At 55.3% G+C, this 18,119-nt stretch carries 17 protein-coding genes; all 17 read right to left on the bottom strand.

All coding sequences use genetic code 11. From position 1 onward, the window contains the following. Position 1: 1 nt before the first annotated feature. The 17 genes from ALO43_RS27330 to ALO43_RS27245 all read right to left on the bottom strand — a co-directional run bounded on the left by ALO43_RS27330 (position 2) and on the right by ALO43_RS27245 (position 18,117). Positions 2–1,438 (bottom strand): ATP-binding protein, encoded by a 1,437-nt coding sequence (locus tag ALO43_RS27330; protein ID WP_054998435.1) that lies wholly within the window; start codon positions 1,436–1,438, stop codon positions 2–4. Continuing rightward, positions 1,435–3,600, bottom strand: coding sequence for a Mu transposase C-terminal domain-containing protein (locus ALO43_RS27325; protein ID WP_054998434.1), 2,166 nt, complete (start codon positions 3,598–3,600; stop codon positions 1,435–1,437). Before ALO43_RS27325 ends, ALO43_RS27330 begins: the two co-directional genes overlap by 4 nt. Then, the gene (locus ALO43_RS27320; RefSeq protein ID WP_054998433.1) at positions 3,593–4,486 is read right to left on the bottom strand and encodes a TnsA endonuclease N-terminal domain-containing protein; all 894 of its coding nucleotides are present in this window, start codon (positions 4,484–4,486) and stop codon (positions 3,593–3,595) included. Before ALO43_RS27320 ends, ALO43_RS27325 begins: the two co-directional genes overlap by 8 nt. 264 nt (positions 4,487–4,750) lie before the next feature. Next, complete coding sequence (gene glmS, locus ALO43_RS27315; RefSeq protein WP_005894856.1) at positions 4,751–6,586, bottom strand: glutamine--fructose-6-phosphate transaminase (isomerizing); 1,836 nt, start codon at positions 6,584–6,586, stop codon at positions 4,751–4,753. A 9-nt stretch (positions 6,587–6,595) separates the two neighbouring features. Continuing rightward, positions 6,596–7,363 carry a DeoR/GlpR family DNA-binding transcription regulator gene (locus ALO43_RS27310; RefSeq protein ID WP_053479952.1) on the bottom strand — a complete coding sequence of 256 codons (768 nt, stop codon included), beginning with the start codon at positions 7,361–7,363 and terminating at the stop codon, positions 6,596–6,598. A gap of 320 nt (positions 7,364–7,683) precedes the next feature. Next, positions 7,684–9,051: a bifunctional UDP-N-acetylglucosamine diphosphorylase/glucosamine-1-phosphate N-acetyltransferase GlmU gene (gene glmU / locus ALO43_RS27300; RefSeq protein ID WP_005894845.1), complete on the bottom strand. Its 1,368-nt coding sequence runs from the start codon at positions 9,049–9,051 to the stop codon at positions 7,684–7,686. Between the two features lie 125 nt (positions 9,052–9,176). Beyond that, positions 9,177–9,602, bottom strand: a complete 426-nt coding sequence (locus ALO43_RS27295) for a F0F1 ATP synthase subunit epsilon (RefSeq protein ID WP_003413751.1) — start codon at positions 9,600–9,602, stop codon at positions 9,177–9,179. Positions 9,603–9,646: 44 nt separating this feature from the next. Then, positions 9,647–11,026, bottom strand: a complete 1,380-nt coding sequence (gene atpD, locus ALO43_RS27290) for a F0F1 ATP synthase subunit beta (protein ID WP_002555982.1) — start codon at positions 11,024–11,026, stop codon at positions 9,647–9,649. Between the two features lie 27 nt (positions 11,027–11,053). Continuing rightward, a complete protein-coding gene (atpG, locus tag ALO43_RS27285) occupies positions 11,054–11,914 on the bottom strand; it encodes a F0F1 ATP synthase subunit gamma (RefSeq protein WP_005894840.1) in 861 nt (286 codons plus the stop codon). A gap of 50 nt (positions 11,915–11,964) precedes the next feature. Continuing rightward, on the bottom strand, positions 11,965–13,509 hold the full coding sequence (atpA, locus tag ALO43_RS27280) for a F0F1 ATP synthase subunit alpha (RefSeq protein ID WP_003377895.1): 1,545 nt from the start codon (positions 13,507–13,509) through the stop codon (positions 11,965–11,967). A 21-nt stretch (positions 13,510–13,530) separates the two neighbouring features. Next, positions 13,531–14,067: a F0F1 ATP synthase subunit delta gene (locus ALO43_RS27275; protein ID WP_054998431.1), complete on the bottom strand. Its 537-nt coding sequence runs from the start codon at positions 14,065–14,067 to the stop codon at positions 13,531–13,533. A gap of 12 nt (positions 14,068–14,079) precedes the next feature. Further along, entirely contained in the window at positions 14,080–14,550 is a 471-nt protein-coding gene (locus tag ALO43_RS27270) for a F0F1 ATP synthase subunit B (protein ID WP_005894836.1), read from the bottom strand. Positions 14,551–14,607: 57 nt separating this feature from the next. Further along, positions 14,608–14,865, bottom strand: a complete 258-nt coding sequence (gene atpE / locus ALO43_RS27265) for a F0F1 ATP synthase subunit C (protein WP_002555987.1) — start codon at positions 14,863–14,865, stop codon at positions 14,608–14,610. Positions 14,866–15,003: 138 nt separating this feature from the next. Continuing rightward, positions 15,004–15,873 carry a F0F1 ATP synthase subunit A gene (gene atpB, locus ALO43_RS27260; RefSeq protein WP_005894832.1) on the bottom strand — a complete coding sequence of 290 codons (870 nt, stop codon included), beginning with the start codon at positions 15,871–15,873 and terminating at the stop codon, positions 15,004–15,006. Positions 15,874–15,889: 16 nt separating this feature from the next. Beyond that, positions 15,890–16,297 (bottom strand): F0F1 ATP synthase subunit I, encoded by a 408-nt coding sequence (locus tag ALO43_RS27255; protein WP_053931727.1) that lies wholly within the window; start codon positions 16,295–16,297, stop codon positions 15,890–15,892. A 146-nt stretch (positions 16,298–16,443) separates the two neighbouring features. Next, complete coding sequence (locus ALO43_RS27250) at positions 16,444–17,316, bottom strand: ParB/RepB/Spo0J family partition protein (RefSeq protein WP_024669692.1); 873 nt, start codon at positions 17,314–17,316, stop codon at positions 16,444–16,446. Between the two features lie 9 nt (positions 17,317–17,325). Next, on the bottom strand, positions 17,326–18,117 hold the full coding sequence (locus ALO43_RS27245; protein WP_005894826.1) for a ParA family protein: 792 nt from the start codon (positions 18,115–18,117) through the stop codon (positions 17,326–17,328). Between the last annotated feature and the right edge of the window lie 2 nt (positions 18,118–18,119).

The following is an 18,119-nucleotide window of genomic DNA, read 5'->3' as shown; positions in this document are numbered from 1 at the left end:
TTCACCAGGATGGGGTTTCATCGATCCAGCCTCGCTTCAGCAGCTCTCCTTGGACATCCACATTTACGTCAAGATGGACATTATCAAGTGTATCGGCGGACACAGCAGCGACCGCCCTGCCTGGATATTTGGGACCCTGTTCCTTGACCATCGAAGGAAAAGCTTGCACAACTAGAGCAAAATCCGCCCGCTTAGCACGGCGTGCAATATCATGGTTCATCATCTGAGCGACCTGATCTTTCGTGGGCATCATGTCTTCGAAATCAGCGATTTGGAAAGGGTCTCCACTGCGCAAGGCTTCGATCGGCTTGTGAAGCATTCTCATTTGAGTATCGTAAACGCGCTGAAGCACGTCAGAACTGATGAATTCGAGCTCCTCGGATAACACATACCGCTGTGCCAGCATCAACAGCTTTACGAGGAAATCTGTGTTGCCCTGAGAGAGGTCGTAGATTTTGCTTAGGAGATTATCGTTCAGCGGAGTTGCGGATCCTGTCCAATCATATTCCCACAGGCGAGTGACAAGATGCCCCCAGAAAGGATCGTCCTCGCTGAACCTATCAAAGGTAATCTCACCCATCCCTACGGCACGCCTAGCGTTTCGCAGCACACCTGAGAAAAGTGGCAGCATTGCATTTGTCCCAACATAAACCAGCGGGACACCTGCATCGTTTGAAAGAGTGACAAAGAAATTAAGTAGCTTCTCCCTGTCTGTACCTCCACGCGAAGAGCTCAAATGCTGCATTTCATCAATGATCAGAGCCCCAACAAAATAGGCTTTGCACAGCTGACTTATGTGCTGCAGCAGCACGCTTACGCTGGACCGACTAACACTAAGCGATGAATATTTTTCAATTCCGAGGGCATTGTCTAGGGACGCAAAGAACGCAGCGCAAAATCCGCGTAACGATCCATCATGGGGACATTCGATTTTTAACCAAACCACTTGAGTTTGGATAAACACCTGACGTCCATACTTACTGTGACTCACAACCTGCGGATAAAGCTTGGTAATCGCATCTAGGGCAGTAGTCTTGCCCATTCCGCTCAGCCCAATCAGAGTCATGATGTTTGCAGAGGACTTGAAACCACCACGCCCCACGCTGCCTGACGAGGGCAGACGGTATCTGACTGTTTCTAGACAGAACGGATTTCGGGCGGTATAGCCATATCGAATCAACTGGCTAAAACAATCCTCTAGCTCCAGATGAATATCCAGCGGGATCACTACGTCCTTCAGTCTATTTACACCGTGCCCCCGCAGTTTTGGGCTAAATTCGAGCTCCGCAGGAGTAGGCTTTGGTGGAAGATTTCCTATGCTTCGGACCACATCGATATCAGTAAGAATCGCCGGCAGGCATTCAATCAATGGATTGCCATCGTACTGCGACATCCCAGTCTTCACGTAGGTTGCAGTAGCAAAAGATGGAGTGTTCATTGGTCCACCTCCTGAGTTTCACTGACGACCAGCTTGAGAAAAGCTGCACTCCTTACCGAACCGGTCTTGTTGCGGATAGACGCTTGGCGTTCCACGGGCGGCTGCGTATTTTCCACAAAGCGAAGCTGATTCAGATCAGCCGTGTGGTTATCCCGCTCAACCTGTACTTCAGTACTGCGCTTTTCCTGCTTGCTACTTTTGAAGTCTGCCTTGGATTTCGGACTTCCCGCTCGATCTTTCTTTGCTTTGGCCTTATTGACGATGCTCTCTTGGAGATCCTTCAGCTTAGCGGCGTCGTTCAACGCCTCATATTTTGAATCCGGAGAAACTTGCTGAGTAATGCTGAGAATGTCGATGACTTCCTCCATTCGGTAACCGGCATATCTTTTCGCCTGCTGAGGAACAATGGTCATTGGCTGGAACTCAGCCCCATTTTTTATCCAACAGTTTTCAATTGAATTCGGGTCGTACCAGACCCTGACATACCGGCTCCGGAAATTATGCGAATGAGCAACCCAGTTTTCCCGCTGGGCTATTTCGCAGGTGTAGAGAACTCCCTGGAACTGGATTCCAGCGCGAGTAATGCGGCATTCCTGTGAGGGCAACAGCGCGATCTTTAACTCCGCCGGTGTGACAACCTTCGTGTTGACCATGTTGTGTTCCATCGCCCAACTCCAGATGTTGATCGGCGTAGGTTCAAGATCGTCCGCCATCATCGCGGGCGTCAGTAGATGAGGGAGGCGCAAGCTCTTGTTGTGAGCCAGCACACCCGCGATGATCATTTGAGTGAACTCATCAAGATCGAGGATTGCGTCGAGCTCGTAGTCCCTATCACCCCGTTCCAGACGCCGAGCATCCACTCCACCCGGAATAAATTTCAGATCCAGCTTTTCGTTGATCAACCGAAAGCGGCTTTCGACGATACCTTTCCAGTCTGGCCTGTAGGGTGGTGGGATATTAAGGATGGTGCCCAGGGTGTTAGACATGACTTCACCAGCCTGACTGAGCAGCTCTGCCCGGTCCGCGGTCAACTCGACAGGTAAATGGGAACACGGCCAATCGGACTCTTCGATATCAATCCCATATCGCTCACAGAATTCTTTTTTTGGCGTATAAGCGTTGAACAACGCATGCCTCGCGCCATTCCAGCTGGGCCCCTCAAGGCCCACATGAATGCCGACAATCATCCGCGTATAGCTATCAACGACCACATACAGCACCGGTCGTCCAATCAGCCAGTTTCTATTCACTCGGTGAACGAGGTAGACATCTGCAATGGTTGAGTCGATCTCGTATCGATGGCAGGGACCAGAAAGATCCTGAGACGCTTCTCCAGAGAGAGGCCTGTAATCTTTGTTCCAGCGAATCCCACCTCGACGCCCCTTAAGAACATACAACGCATCAAAGAATTTTTTTCCATTGTAGCTGAGCTGCCCAAGAGTGGGATGGTTACCCCTTACGACATCGCCCTTGGAGCCGTCTGGGGCGACTGCTCTATAGAATTTGTTCAACATCCAAGAGAAGCAGTCTCTGATAGTGCCGCATTTCCCGCTCGCGTAACGGCTATACGCCAACTTGATCGCAGACAGGTGACGCTGATTCAGAAGAACCGCACCGTCATCAATGACAACGCCGCGATACTTTGGTCGACGCCCAGGGATGATGCCGGACTCTCGACTTTTAGGTTTACCCCTTCCACCGCATTTGAATGTATTCCACAGAAAAGCATTTTTGACTTGCCCCATACTCCAATACCTAAACAGCAGCCGATAGATTTGCTTCCTATCGACCCCCTTCAGCTCGGCGTGTTTCTTGACATCTGCCCCGAAACTAAAGGTTAAAATATCAAGAGGTGACTTACCCTCGACCATATCCTTGATCAAATTCCAGCTCTTCTCGCGACTGCTTATTTCTCGATCACTCAGCTCATTTTCATGACGAATCATAAAATTAAGAGGCAGTTCAACATTTAGGACCGAGGCTCCGCTCTCAATCTCGGCGGCAAGCAATTGTTTCTCGACCACCCAGGGTTTTCGCGGGTTAGATGAAAGATCAATAACGACGGCCAGGTCATCTCTAAACCCTAAAACCCTAACCGGGTGTTCGAGTAATTGGGAACCTTCGCCAGGAGAAATGATGGCATTCATTGTGAAATTAAGCATGACGGGAAACCTCACCCGATGAGAATTCAATCAAGTTCATCTCCTCTACATGCAGAGGCTTCGATAGTTCGATAATCTTTGAATTCAGGTCAATTTTCAGCATTCCGACCCAAAGCAGGTGGAAAAATAGACACTTCACCCCCATGTATTCCATGTATAGGGATTTTGCCATTTTGAGCAGAAGGGTCTTCAGCGGTATCTCTTCGGTTCTCGCAGCGGAGATAACCTCTAACATCCGGCTTATATTTTTTTCAGTCACAAGCGCTGGAGAGATAAGCGCGTAGCTTCTAAGTATCAGCAGGTTCCTAATTCTGACTTGCGATAGCCTTTCGTAGAGAACCAACTTCCACTCAATATCTCTTCTGGCCCAGAACAGTCGCTCAATCTCGAGTTTTTCTAGCAATCTGTCCTGCTCGGCTTTCGAGGCGTCTTCGATCTCTTTTGCATACTTCATTGATCTCGCGACCAGTCGTTCCTTACCCGCACTGTCCACCTGCGTGATCAGAAAATCGGTCGTTAGCACTAGAGGTATGGACGTTCCAGGGTAAACCGGTGGTCGGATGTTCAAGCTTGAAGCAATTGCATGGGTTTCAACTGCAGGCAGAAGAGGGAACTGTTCCCGAATATCAATGATTGATCGGTCATGCTCAAGTATCACATGGTAGTGGTACTCAGCATTCGAAAGCAGGTGGTGAGCTCGATGGACTTTCACTCCTGGCACGATGTGCGAAGTACCATGCGATGCAAATGCCCGCACCTTGATCCAGGGAACATACTCTTCTCTGACCCCTTGGCCATCGCCGGCGGCTATCCGTTTATCTATCTTTTCCTGTGTAACGACCTTCGAGCGCGCGCGCTTTCGAGGTGACGATTTAACCTGGTTCATCTGGCTAACCGGACTGCGTAAATGACGTGGCAACGCCCCGAAAGGAGCATTGCTGATAGAGAGGGGAACCTAGTTTGTCGAGTCGCGGCGCAGGGTGCATAGGGTCACAACCTCACGAAAATTGTGAACGTGATTAATGATTGCGGTTGCTACCCCGACGCAGGGAAGCAACCGTGACAACCTTTATTTCTTTGTGACAAGATTTATTTGCTTGTGACAACATTTATTTATTGTAGACACACACATTTCAGCCCTGTGGATAACTCACTCCACCGTCACCGACTTCGCCAGATTGCGTGGCTGATCAACGTCTGTCCCCTTCAGCACTGCCACGTAATACGAAAGCAACTGCAACGGGATGGTGTAGAGAATCGGCGCGAGTGCATCAATGATGTGCGGCATGGCGATGACGTGGGTGCCTTCGCCGTTCTTCAAACCGGCCTGTTCATCGGCGAATACGATCAGCTCGCCGCCGCGTGCGCGGACTTCCTGCAGGTTGGATTTGAGTTTTTCCAGCAGTTCGTTGTTCGGCGCGACGGTGACGACCGGCATGTCGGCATCGACCAGGGCCAGCGGGCCGTGCTTGAGTTCGCCGGCCGGGTAGGCTTCGGCGTGGATGTAGGAGATTTCCTTGAGCTTGAGTGCGCCCTCCATCGCCACCGGGAATTGCGCGCCACGCCCCAGGAACAGAGTGTGGTGTTTTTCGGCGAACAGCTCGGCAACTTTCTCGATGGTGCCGTCCATTGCCAGGGCTTCGCCCAAACGGGTCGGCAGGCGGCGCAGTTCTTCGACCAGTTGTGCTTCGACGCCCTCCTCCAGCGAACCTTTGACCTGGCCCAGTGACAAGGTCAGCAGCAGCAAGGCAACCAGTTGGGTGGTGAACGCCTTGGTCGATGCCACACCGATTTCCGGTCCGGCCTGGGTGAGCAGGGTCAGGTCGGATTCACGAACCAGTGAGCTGATGCCGACGTTGCAGATCGCCAGGCTGGCCAGGAAGCCCAGTTCTTTGGCATTGCGCAACGCCGCCAGGGTGTCTGCTGTTTCGCCCGACTGCGAGATCGAAACGAACAGGGTATCCGGCTGGACCACGACCTTGCGGTAACGGAATTCGCTGGCCACTTCTACCTGGCACGGGATGCCTGCCAGGCCTTCAAGCCAGTAACGCGCGACCATGCCGGCGTGGTAGCTGGTGCCGCACGCGACAATCTGAACATTACGTACCTTGGCAAACAGCTCGGCTGCCTGTGGACCAAAGGCGTGAACCAGAACCTGTTGCTGACCCAGACGACCTTCGAGGGTGCGTTGCACAACCTTGGGCTGTTCGTGGATTTCCTTGAGCATGAAGTGGCGATATTCGCCCTTGTCGGCAGCTTCGGCGCCTTCATGGTATTGCACCACTTCACGTTCGACCGGCAGACCGTCGACGTTCCAGATCTGCACGCTGTCACGACGGATCTCGGCGATATCGCCCTCTTCCAGGTACATGAAGCGGTCGGTTACCTGACGCAGCGCCAGTTGGTCGGAAGCAAGGAAGTTTTCACCCAGGCCCATACCGATCACCAAGGGGCTGCCACTGCGGGCGGCCAGCAGACGATCTGGTTGAGCAGCACTGATAACGGCCAGACCGTAGGCACCGTGAAGCTCTTTAACGGCAGCCTTCAGTGCGATTGCCAGGTCAGGCGTGTCCTTGAGCTTGTGGTGCAGCAGGTGAACAATGACTTCAGTGTCGGTATCGGAGACGAATGCATAACCCAAGGCCTTGAGCTGTTCGCGCAGGGCTTCGTGGTTCTCGATAATGCCGTTGTGGACAACTGCCAGCTTGTCAGCCGAGAAATGAGGATGAGCATTGCGCTCGCACGGCGCACCGTGAGTGGCCCAGCGGGTGTGAGCAATGCCCAGACGCCCCGTCAACGGCTCGCCTGCCAGCGCCTGATCCAGTTCACTGACCTTACCGGAACGACGACGGCGCTCCAGGGTGCCTTCGTTGGTGAAAACAGCCACGCCTGCGCTGTCATAACCTCGGTACTCGAGACGTTTGAGGCCTTCGAGCAAGATGGCGGTGATGTTACGTTCAGCGACGGCGCCGACTATTCCACACATGGTTTTCTCCTAGCTGACAGCGGCACAAATCAATGTAATGCCGCGGGCTTGTATCTGTTCGCGCGCCTCGAGGGGCAGGCGATCATCTGTGATAAGGGTATGGACGCTGCTCCAGGGCAGCTCCAGGTTGGGGATCTTGCGACCGACCTTGTCGGCTTCGACCATGACCACAACTTCCCGGGCGACTTCGGCCATGACCCGACTCAAGCCCAACAGCTCGTTGAAGGTCGTGGTGCCGCGCGCCAGATCGATGCCGTCGGCACCGATGAACAGTTGATCAAAGTCGTAGGACCGCAGCACCTGTTCGGCGACCTGTCCTTGAAAGGATTCGGAATGCGGGTCCCATGTTCCGCCAGTCATCAGCAGCACAGGCTCGTGTTCCAGATCAGTGAGGGCACGCGCGACATGCAGGGAATTAGTCATGACGACCAGACCAGGCTGTCGACCCAATTCAGGAATCAATGCGGCAGTGGTGCTGCCGCTGTCGACGATAATTCTGGCGTGTTCACGAATTCTTGCGACCGCAGCACGAGCGATAGCCTGTTTATACCGGGATACCGGCTGGCTGCTTTCACCGATCAATTCTTGAGGAAGAGGCACTGCACCGCCGTAGCGGCGAAGCAAAAGACCGTTGGATTCGAGTGCAGCGAGATCCTTTCGAATCGTAACTTCGGAAGTTTCAAAACGTCTGGCCAGATCATCGACACTCACCTCGCCCTGCTCATTGAGCAAGGAAAGTATGTTGTGACGGCGTTGTGGTGTATTGCGCTTCGACATGACAGCCTTAAGTTTCGATTCGAAAGATAACGAAGGCAATCAAAACCTATTTTGTTGGTTTGGTCAAGGTTTGGGAATGGAGTGGCGCAATTTCTATCGGATACTCGTGATACCGGCTTTTGAACATGGTGATGCGCAGCTATGTGACGGGGAGCGTGAGGAACGGGAGGTGTCTGTGCGCACGCTGATCGTACCCATGCCCTGCGTAGGGATGCAGTTCTGGACGTTCTGCGTCCTGTCTCGAGTGTCGGGTGCGGAGCATTATGGACGCGTGCCAATGCGGAGCGTTGGCACGTGAGTTATCAGCAGCTGTGGATAACTCAGTCCTTCTTGATCTTCACCGGACGTTTCCAGCCTTCGATATTGCGCTGGCGGGCGCGAGCCACGCCAAGCTGTTCGGCTGGCACGTTCTGAGTAATGGTCGAACCCGCTGCAGTGGTGGCCCCGTCAAAGATATCCACAGGGGCAACCAGCGAGTTGTTCGAGCCGATGAATACGTCAGCACCCAATGTCGTCTTGTGCTTGTTCGCGCCATCGTAATTGCAGGTAATGGTGCCTGCGCCTACGTTGGTGCGCGCACCGACCTCAGCGTCACCCAGATAAGTCAGGTGCCCGACCTTCGCGCCCTCGCCCAGGTTCGCATTCTTGAGCTCGACAAAGTTACCCACATGGGCCTTGGCACCCAACACACTGCCAGGCCGCAAGCGTGCAAACGGGCCTGCATCACTGCCCTCGCCCAGTACTGCGCCATCAATATGACTATTGGCTTTGACGACAACGCCCTTGCGCAGCGTACTGTCCTTGATGACGCAGTTAGGCCCGATCACCACGTTATCTTCAATGATCACCTTGCCTTCAAGGATCACGTTGATGTCGATCAACACGTCCCGACCGACGCTGACTTCGCCGCGCACATCGAACCGTGAAGGGTCACGCAGCGTGACACCCGCCGCCATCAGACGCCGTGCCTCACGCAACTGATAATGACGCTCCAGCTCCGAGAGCTGTTTGCGGTCGTTGGCGCCCTGCACTTCCATTGCGTCGTACGGCTGTTCGGTGGCAACCACCAGGCCGTCGTTCACTGCCATGGCAATCACGTCGGTCAGGTAATACTCGCCCTGCGCGTTGTTGTTGGAAAGACGGCCAAGCCAGTCTTCAAGGTGTATGGCAGGGACCGCAAGAATGCCGGTATTACCTTCGTTGATAGCCTTCTGCGCGTCAGTAGCGTCCTTGTGCTCGACGATGGCACATACCTGCTGCTGATCGTCGCGAACAATACGGCCATAGCCAGCAGGATCGTCCAGCGTCACGGTCAGCAGGCCGAGTTGCCGCGGCGTGACAAGCTTGAGCAGACGCTGCAGGGTTTCTACCTCGATCAACGGCACGTCACCATAAAGAATCAGTACGGTTTCAGCCGTCAGCGCGGGCAATGCCTGGGCCACAGCGTGTCCAGTGCCCAATTGCTTGTCCTGCATCACGAAATTCAGGTCATCGGCGGCCAGACGATCACGTACGACATCAGCGCCGTGACCGATCACTACATGTATTCCAACTGGGGATAACTGACGAGCACTGTGGATAACATGACCGAGCATGGAATTGCCCGCGACAGGATGCAGGACCTTCGGCAGGGCGGAACGCATCCGGGTCCCCTGACCAGCAGCAAGAATAACGATATCGAGAGACATGATAGGACTACCAACTGAGCGGCAACCGGGCCAAGGGCAGGCTGTCTTGAAAGAGGAAATCTGAAAAAAGAAAAAGGGTAGCCGAAGCTACCCTTTTTCTCAATCGCGCACAGGAGCCAGCGGGGTTAGCCGCCGAACTTCTTGCGAATTTGCTGAACAGTGCGCAGCTGAGCTGCAGCCTCGGCCAGACGAGCAGTTGCAGATCCGTAATCGAAATCTGCGCCTTTTTCGTTCAGGGCCTTCTCGGCAGCCAATACAGCAGCCTGAGCAGAAGCTTCGTCCAGGTCGGCAGCACGTTGCACAGTGTCGGCAAGCACCTTGACCATGTTCGGCTGAACCTCAAGGAAACCACCGGAGATGTAAAACACCTCGGCTTCCCCACCCTGCTTGATCAAGCGGATCGGGCCCGGCTTCAGATCGGTGATCAGCGGCGCGTGGCCTGGAGCGATACCGATATCACCCAGGTTGCCGTGCGCAATCACCATCTCGACCAGACCGGAGAAGATTTCCCCTTCCGCGCTGACGATGTCGCAATGGACTGTCATAGCCATTTGCTTGCCTCAACCTAATTAGCGCCCGTTGCCGGGCGCCGGGATTACAGTTTCTTGGCTTTCTCGATCGCTTCTTCGATGCCGCCGACCATGTAGAACGCTTGTTCTGGCAGGTGGTCGTAGTCACCGTTGAGGATGCCTTTGAAGCCAGCAATGGTGTCTTTCAGGGAAACGTATTTACCCGAAGCACCGGTGAAGACTTCTGCCACGAAGAAAGGCTGGGACAGGAAGCGCTGGATCTTACGAGCACGGTTGACCAACTGCTTGTCGGTCTCCGACAGTTCGTCCATACCCAGGATCGCGATGATGTCTTTCAGCTCTTTGTAACGCTGCAACACGTACTGAACGCCGCGAGCGGTGTCGTAGTGTTCCTGGCCGATGACGTTCGGGTCCAGCTGGCGCGAAGTCGAATCCAGTGGGTCTACTGCCGGGTAGATACCCAGGGAAGCGATGTCACGGGACAGAACGACAGTGGCGTCCAAGTGGGCAAACGTGGTCGCTGGCGACGGGTCAGTCAAGTCGTCCGCTGGTACGTATACGGCCTGGATCGAAGTGATCGAACCGTTCTTGGTCGAAGTGATGCGCTCTTGCAGCGTGCCCATCTCTTCAGCCAGAGTCGGCTGGTAACCTACTGCGGAAGGCATACGGCCCAGTAGTGCGGATACTTCAGTACCGGCCAGGGTGTAACGATAGATGTTGTCGACGAACAGCAGAACGTCGTTACCTTCGTCACGGAACTTCTCGGCCATGGTCAGGCCGGTCAGTGCTACGCGCAGACGGTTACCCGGCGGCTCGTTCATCTGACCGTAGACCAGTGCCACTTTGTCCAGAACGTTGGAGTCCTTCATCTCGTGGTAGAAGTCGTTACCCTCACGAGTACGCTCACCCACACCGGCGAACACGGAATAACCGCTGTGCTCGATGGCGATGTTACGGATCAGTTCCATCATGTTTACGGTCTTGCCGACACCGGCACCACCGAACAGACCGACTTTACCGCCTTTGGCGAACGGGCAGACCAGGTCAATAACCTTGATGCCGGTTTCCAGAAGGTCGTTGCCGCCAGCTTGTTCAGCGAAGGACGGTGCAGGACGGTGAATGCCCCAGCGCTCTTCGGTGGCAATCGGGCCAGCTTCGTCGATCGGGTTGCCCAGCACGTCCATGATCCGGCCCAGAGTCGCTTTACCGACCGGTACGGAGATGGCTGCGCCAGAGTCTGTTACTTCCAGACCACGCTTCAAGCCCTCGGTGGAGCCCATCGCAATGGTACGAACCACGCCGTCGCCCAGCTGCTGCTGAACTTCCAGGGTGGTTCCTGCCGCGCTTTGAACTTCCAGCGCGTTGTAGATGCTCGGTACGCTATCGCGTGGGAATTCCACGTCGATCACGGCGCCGATGATTTGAACGATACGTCCGCTACTCATTAGCTGGTTCCTCTAATATTTGAACCGTTAAACCGCGGCAGCGCCGCCGACGATTTCCGAGATCTCTTGGGTGATCGCTGCCTGACGCGCCTTGTTGTAGATCAGCTGCAAATCGCTGATCAAATCACCGGCGTTGTCTGTGGCGTTCTTCATCGCGATCATCCGCGCTGCTTGTTCAGCTGCGTTGTTCTCGACCACCGCCTGGTACACCTGCGATTCCACGTAGCGAACCATCAGGCCGTCTAGCAGCTCTTTGGCGTCGGGTTCGTAGAGATAGTCCCAGTGGTGCTTGAGCCCTTGATCCGGGGTTGCCACCAGCGGAATCAATTGTTCCACTGTTGGTTTCTGGGTCATGGTGTTGATGAACTTGTTGGATACCACGGACAGGCGATCAATACGGCCATCCAGGTAGGCATCCAGCATCACCTTGACGCTGCCGATCAGGTCATTGATCGACGGCTCTTCGCCCAGGTGGCTGATCGCAGCGACGACGTTACCGCCGAAGTTGCGGAAAAATGCCGCACCTTTGCTGCCGACCACGCACAGATCGATCTCTACACCGTTTTCACGGTTCACCGCCATGTCCTTGACCAGAGTCTTGAACAGGTTGGTATTCAAGCCACCACACAGACCACGGTCACTGCTCACTACGACATAACCGACGCGCTTCAAAGGGCGCTCGATCATGAACGGGTGGCGGTACTCCGGGTTGGCGTTTGCCAGGTGACCAATCACCTGACGAATGCGCTCCGCGTAAGGACGGCTAGCAGCCATGCGCATTTGAGCCTTGCGCATTTTGCTGACCGCCACTTTTTCCATGGCGCTGGTGATCTTTTGCGTGCTTTTGATGCTCGCAATCTTGCTGCGAATCTCTTTTGCGCCTGCCATGTAACACCTATCAGGTTAGCAAGCGGGAGCCTTGCGGCCCCCGCTGCGGCTTACCAGGTTTGGGTGGCCTTGAACTTCTCGATACCGGCTTTCATGCCAGCGTCGATTTCGTCATTGAAGTCACCCTTCACGTTGATCTTCGCCATCAAATCGGCGTGATCGCGGTTGAAGTAAGCAATCAGCGCTTGTTCAAAGCTGCCGATCTTGGCGATTTCGACGTCAGTCAGGAACCCACGCTCAGCGGCATACAGCGACAGCGCCATGTCAGCGATCGACATTGGTGCGTATTGCTTCTGCTTCATCAGCTCGGTAACGCGCTGACCATGCTCAAGTTGCTTGCGGGTCGCCTCGTCCAGGTCAGAAGCGAACTGGGCGAATGCTGCCAGTTCACGGTACTGAGCCAGAGCGGTACGGATACCACCGGAAAGCTTCTTGATGATCTTGGTCTGAGCGGCACCACCCACACGGGATACCGAAACACCGGCGTTCACAGCCGGACGGATGCCGGAGTTGAACATGGCCGATTCCAGGAAGATCTGACCGTCGGTGATGGAAATCACGTTGGTCGGAACGAACGCGGAAACGTCGCCAGCCTGGGTTTCGATGATCGGCAGTGCGGTCAGGGAGCCGGTTTTGCCGGTCACTGCGCCATTGGTGAACTTCTCTACGTACTCTTCGGAAACACGCGAAGCGCGCTCCAGCAGACGGGAGTGGAGATAGAACACGTCGCCTGGGTAAGCTTCACGGCCTGGTGGACGGCGCAGCAGCAGGGAAATCTGGCGGTAAGCCACTGCTTGCTTGGACAGATCGTCATAAACGATCAGCGCGTCTTCACCGCGGTCGCGGAAGAATTCACCCATGGTGCAACCCGAGTACGGTGCAAGGAATTGCAGCGCAGCGGATTCGGAAGCACTTGCAGCCACGACGATGGTGTTAGCCAGTGCGCCGTTTTCTTCGAGCTTGCGAACAACGTTGGCGATGGTCGATTGCTTCTGACCGATTGCTACGTAGACGCAGAAGATGCCGCTGTTCTTCTGGTTGATGATTGCGTCGATGGCCAGAGCGGTTTTACCGATCTGACGGTCACCGATGATCAGCTCACGCTGGCCACGGCCGACAGGAATCATGGCATCGACAGCCTTGTAGCCAGTCTGTACAGGCTGGTCTACCGACTTACGCCAGATCACGCCTGGAGCAACTTTCTCGACCGCATCGGTCTCGGTGTTGTTCAGCGGACCTTTGCCGTCAACTGGGTTACCCAGTGCATCAACCACGCGACCCAGCAGTTCCTTACCAACAGGAACTTCAAGGATGCGGCCAGTGCACTTGGCGCTCATGCCTTCAGCCAGAGTCGTGTAGGCGCCCAGTACAACGGCACCTACGGAGTCTTGCTCAAGGTTCAGCGCCATACCGTAGACGCCGCCCGGAAACTCGATCATCTCGCCGTACATTACGTCGGCCAGACCGTGAATCCGCACGATACCGTCAGACACGCTGACGACTGTGCCTTCGTTACGGGCTTGGGAGGTTACATCGAGCTTGTCGATGCGACCCTTGATGATTTCACTTATTTCGGAAGGATTGAGTTGCTGCATTGCTCTGCTGCCCCTTCAAACTCAAGATTTCAATGCTTCGGCTAGTTTCGCGATCTTGCCACGAACTGAGCCATCGATAACCAGGTCGCCGGCGCGGATGACGACACCCCCAATAAGAGAGGCATCCTCCGCAGCATGCAGGCGCACTTCCCGGCCGAGCCGTTCACTGAGAACCTTGGCGAGTTTGTCTTGCTGTTCTTGGTTCAATGCAAAAGCACTGGTGACATCCACATCGACCGATTTTTCCTGCTCGGCCTTGTACAGGTCGAACAGTTCGGCGATCTCCGGCAAAAGCGGGAGGCGGTCGTTTTCAGCAACGACGTGAATGAAATTCTGTGCCTTGGCATCGAACTTTTCGCCACACACTTCGATAAAAGTGGTGGCCTTTTGTGCGCTCGTCAGTCGCGGGGCCTTGAGCATGCGCTGCATGGTGTCGTCTTGCGACACCGCAGCAGCCAGGCCGAGCATGGCTGACCAATTGGCCAGCTGCTGATGGGCCTGTGCGTGCTCGAAGGCCGCCTTCGCGTAAGGTCGGGCCAACGTGGTCAGTTCTGCCATGATCGCCCTCGCTTAAATTTCAGCAGCCAGTTTGTTAACCAGCTCCGCGTGCGCGTTTTGATCGATTGTGGCACCCAGAATCTTCTCTGCGCCATTGACTGCCAGGCTACCCAATTGGGCGCGCAAGGCGTCTTTGACACCGTTCAGTTCCTGCTCGATCTCGGCCAGAGCCTGAGCCTTCACACGGTCAGCTTCAACGCGTGCCGTTTCACGGGCCTCGTCGACAATCTGAGTACCGCGTTTCTTGGCTTGCTCAATGATCTCGGCTGCTTGAGCTTTAGCTTCGCGCAGTTGTTGACCCGCTTTTTCTTGGGCCAGCTCCAGGTCGCGAGCTGCTCGGGAAGCAGCGTCCAGTCCATCCGCGATCTTCTTCTGACGTTCGTGCAAAGCCGCGATGACCGGAGGCCACACGAACTTCATGCAGAAAATCACAAAAATGAAGAACGCAACGGACTGGCCAATCAGGGTTGCATTAATGTTCACGCCAACACCTCGCTCGTTCGTTGTCCATCACACCAATCAACTCGAAAATTCGAGTGATCAGCCAGCGAGTTGACCAACGAAGGGGTTCGCAAAGGTGAAGAACAGAGCGATACCGACACCGATCATGGTCACGGCGTCGAGCAGGCCCGCAACGATGAACATTTTAACTTGCAGCATTGGAACCATTTCCGGTTGACGCGCAGCGCCTTCCAGGAATTTGCCGCCCAACAGGCCGAAACCGATTGCAGTACCCAGTGCGCCCAGGCCGATCAACAGTGCAACAGCGATAGCGGTTAGACCAACTACAGTTTCCATCTTTCCTCCCGACTTTTACGTCGTATTGGTTAGGTTTTATTAATTGAAGCGGTAAAACAAAATCATTTTTACATCAGCCCTTGCGGGCACCGCCCCGCCAATGGCGGAACGGTCATCAGATACGTCCTGAGACGAATCTCAATGGTTATCTTCGTGAGCCATCGACAGGTAGACGATGGTCAGCATCATGAAGATGAACGCTTGCAGGGTGATGATCAGGATGTGGAACACAGCCCACGCCCACTGCAGCACGACACCCAGACCGCTGAGCCACAACAGACCGCTGCCGAACATCACGGCGATCAGAATGAAGACCAGCTCGCCAGCATACATGTTGCCGAAAAGACGCAGGGCAAGAGAAATAGGCTTGGCGATCAGCGTCACGAATTCCAGCAGGAAGTTGACCGGGATCAACAGCGCCTGCACGAGGATGTTCTTGCTCGCGAACGGGTGAAGGGTCAGCTCGCCGATGAAGCCGCCGATACCTTTGACCTTGATGCTGTAGAAAATGATCAACGCAAATACCGAAAGGGCCATGCCCAGGGTAGCGTTCGGGTCAGTGGTCGGTACGGCGCGGAACGGGATGTGCTCGTCGCCAGAGATCAGCATCGCCAGTTGTGGAATCCAGTCAACCGGCACCAGGTCGACCGCGTTCATCAGGAATACCCAGACGAAAATGGTCAGCGCCAGCGGCGCGATAACCGCGCTGCGACCGTGGAAACTGTCTTTCACGCTGCCGTCGACGAACTCGACCAGGACTTCTACGAAGTTCTGCAGAGCGCCTGGCTGACCGGAAGTTGCCTTCTTGGCCGCCATGCGGAAGATCAGAACGAAGATCAGACCCAACGCAACCGACCAGCCGAGAGTATCGACGTGGAAAGCCCAGAAACCCATTTCTTTGGCTTCTGCTGCGGTGTGGGCAAAGCCCCATTCGCCATTGGGCAGGTGCCCGAATGTCAGGTTCTGCAAGTGGTGCTGGATATAGCCCGAAGCTGTTTGCTCTGCCATGGTTGCCTCAAACGCCCTAAGGTCTCGAAAGTCTTGTTCTCGTAAGCAGGGGAGCGAACCAGTTGACCACCTGGATCAACATGAACGCGCCGAATACAGCCAGCGGCGCCAATGGCTTCACACCTGCGAACGTCAATGCAAAAAGCACTGCCGTGAAAATCAGTTTGCCTGCCTCGCCGGCGTAGAACGACCGGACAATGGCTTGCGCTGCTCTGGCCCCGGAAAACCGGAATGCCTTGTGAGCAAAGTATAAATTGGGTAGCCAGGCGATCAGGCCTCCGCAGAGTCCCGAATATCCCGCCACGACTCCCTGCCACTGCCACAGCACCAAAGCGGCGATGAGCAGGACGATCAATTGAGCCAGCAATAACGGAAAAACCGCCAGGCGATAGAACGGCAAGCGGTCTGGCATGCGGGATTCCATCGCAACTGCTCCTTTGATGTCGGTCGCCATAATCAATAACTTGGCATAATTTGTGCCGACAAAATGCGCGCAGAGTATAGGGGCGGTTCAGCCCCTATTCAACAGTCGGGTAGTGATTTCCGACTATACGCTACAGAGCAATTGTTTCAGCGGATGTGGGCAAGCACCCCTTGGAGCTCGTCCAGCGAGTTATAACGGATCACCAGTTGCCCTTTGCCCTTCTGTCCGTGACGAATTTGCACCGCAGAGCCCAAACGCTCGGCCAGACGCTGTTCGAGTCGGCTGATATCCGGATCGGTCTTGGCCGGTTCTGCTGCCTCCGGCTTGCCACTCAGCCACTGCCTGACCAACGCTTCGGTCTGGCGTACAGTCAGCCCTCGTGCGACAACGTGTCGCGCCCCTTCGACCTGCCTGTCTTCGCCCAGACCGAGCAACGCACGAGCATGGCCCATCTCGAGGTCGCCGTGGGACAGCATGGTCTTGATGACTTCAGGCAAGGCAATCAGGCGTAGCAGGTTGGCCACGCTGACACGCGACTTGCCCACGGCATCTGCCACCTGCTGCTGGGTCAGCTGAAACTCCTGCTGCAAGCGCTGCAGCGCCATGGCTTCTTCGATCGGATTCAGGTCTTCGCGCTGAATATTCTCGATCAACGCCATCGCAATCGCGGTTTCGTCCGGTACATCACGAACCATCGCCGGGATCGTTTCGACACCCGCCTGCTGACTCGCGCGCCAGCGACGTTCACCGGCAATGATCTCGAAGCGGTTATCGCCGATAGGACGAACCACAATCGGCTGCATCACGCCCTGCGATTTGATCGATTGCGCGAGTTCTTCAAGCGCTTGCGGGTCCATATCGCGGCGCGGCTGGTATTTGCCACGCTGGATCAGGTCGAGCGGCACATGCTGCAACTCACTTGGAGGGGCCTTGACGGCCTGTTCTTCCAGCGAACTGACGGTTGGACTGCTCAGAAGTGCGTCCAACCCACGTCCGAGACCTCGTTTCTTGACGGCCATGGGAATTCCTTAGGTTGGCTGAGCGGTTTTTGCGCCGCGACGTTGACGACGAACCAGTTCACTTGCCAGGGCCAGGTAGGCCAGCGCTCCTCGAGACGATTTGTCATACGCCAGCACCGGCATACCGAAACTCGGCGCCTCGGCCAGCCTGATGTTTCTCGGGATAACCGTGTCGTACAGCTGCTCGCCGAAGTGTTCCTTGAGCTGCGCCGATACATCGTTGATCAGGCTCAGGCGCGGATCATACATCGTGCGCAGCAGGCCTTCGATTTTCAACTGCGGGTTCAGCAACTCGCCGATGCGCTTGATGTTATCCACAAGGTCGCTGAGACCTTCGAGCGCGAAGTACTCGCATTGCATGGGGATAATTACACCATCTGCAGCAACCAGCGCGTTCAACGTCAGCATCGACAGCGACGGCGGACAGTCGATCAGGATGTAATCGTAATTCTCGCGAATAGGCGCCAGCGCATTGCGCAGGCGGCTTTCCTTCATCTGCATTTCGAGCAGGACCACTTCGCCCGCCGTCAGATCGCGGTTAGCCGGGAGCAGTTGATAACCACCGTGCTCTGAAAACTGCATGGCCTCGCCCAGATCGCATTCGCCGATCAACAGGTCATAAACCGAGTTCTCAAGGTTGTGTTTATCCACACCGCTGCCCATGGTCGCATTGCCCTGCGGATCGAGATCGATCAACAGCACACGGCGCTTGGTCGCGACCAGCGACGCGGCGAGGTTGATACATGTGGTGGTCTTGCCGACCCCACCTTTCTGGTTCGCTATCGCGAATACCTTAGCCATTC

It is taken from the genome of Pseudomonas tremae (assembly GCF_001401155.1).
GTDB lineage: Bacteria > Pseudomonadota > Gammaproteobacteria > Pseudomonadales > Pseudomonadaceae > Aquipseudomonas > Aquipseudomonas tremae.
Note: the sequence above shows the minus strand (reverse complement) of the source record. Positions and strands in the feature narration are given on the sequence as shown.

Excerpts from the sequence above, each read along its gene's own strand:
- ALO43_RS27330 (WP_054998435.1), bottom strand. The coding sequence starts at position 1,438 with ATGAACACTCCATCTTTTGCTACTGCAACCTACGTGAAGACTGGGATG.
- ALO43_RS27325 (WP_054998434.1), bottom strand. The coding sequence starts at position 3,600 with ATGCTTAATTTCACAATGAATGCCATCATTTCTCCTGGCGAAGGTTCC.
- ALO43_RS27320 (WP_054998433.1), bottom strand. The coding sequence starts at position 4,486 with ATGAACCAGGTTAAATCGTCACCTCGAAAGCGCGCGCGCTCGAAGGTC.
- glmS (WP_005894856.1), bottom strand. The coding sequence starts at position 6,586 with ATGTGTGGAATAGTCGGCGCCGTCGCTGAACGTAACATCACCGCCATC.
- ALO43_RS27310 (WP_053479952.1), bottom strand. The coding sequence starts at position 7,363 with ATGTCGAAGCGCAATACACCACAACGCCGTCACAACATACTTTCCTTG.
- glmU (WP_005894845.1), bottom strand. The coding sequence starts at position 9,051 with ATGTCTCTCGATATCGTTATTCTTGCTGCTGGTCAGGGGACCCGGATG.
- ALO43_RS27295 (WP_003413751.1), bottom strand. The coding sequence starts at position 9,602 with ATGGCTATGACAGTCCATTGCGACATCGTCAGCGCGGAAGGGGAAATC.
- atpD (WP_002555982.1), bottom strand. The coding sequence starts at position 11,026 with ATGAGTAGCGGACGTATCGTTCAAATCATCGGCGCCGTGATCGACGTG.
- atpG (WP_005894840.1), bottom strand. The coding sequence starts at position 11,914 with ATGGCAGGCGCAAAAGAGATTCGCAGCAAGATTGCGAGCATCAAAAGC.
- atpA (WP_003377895.1), bottom strand. The coding sequence starts at position 13,509 with ATGCAGCAACTCAATCCTTCCGAAATAAGTGAAATCATCAAGGGTCGC.
- ALO43_RS27275 (WP_054998431.1), bottom strand. The coding sequence starts at position 14,067 with ATGGCAGAACTGACCACGTTGGCCCGACCTTACGCGAAGGCGGCCTTC.
- atpE (WP_002555987.1), bottom strand. The coding sequence starts at position 14,865 with ATGGAAACTGTAGTTGGTCTAACCGCTATCGCTGTTGCACTGTTGATC.
- atpB (WP_005894832.1), bottom strand. The coding sequence starts at position 15,873 with ATGGCAGAGCAAACAGCTTCGGGCTATATCCAGCACCACTTGCAGAAC.
- ALO43_RS27255 (WP_053931727.1), bottom strand. The coding sequence starts at position 16,297 with ATGGAATCCCGCATGCCAGACCGCTTGCCGTTCTATCGCCTGGCGGTT.
- ALO43_RS27250 (WP_024669692.1), bottom strand. The coding sequence starts at position 17,316 with ATGGCCGTCAAGAAACGAGGTCTCGGACGTGGGTTGGACGCACTTCTG.
- ALO43_RS27245 (WP_005894826.1), bottom strand. The coding sequence starts at position 18,117 with ATGGCTAAGGTATTCGCGATAGCGAACCAGAAAGGTGGGGTCGGCAAG.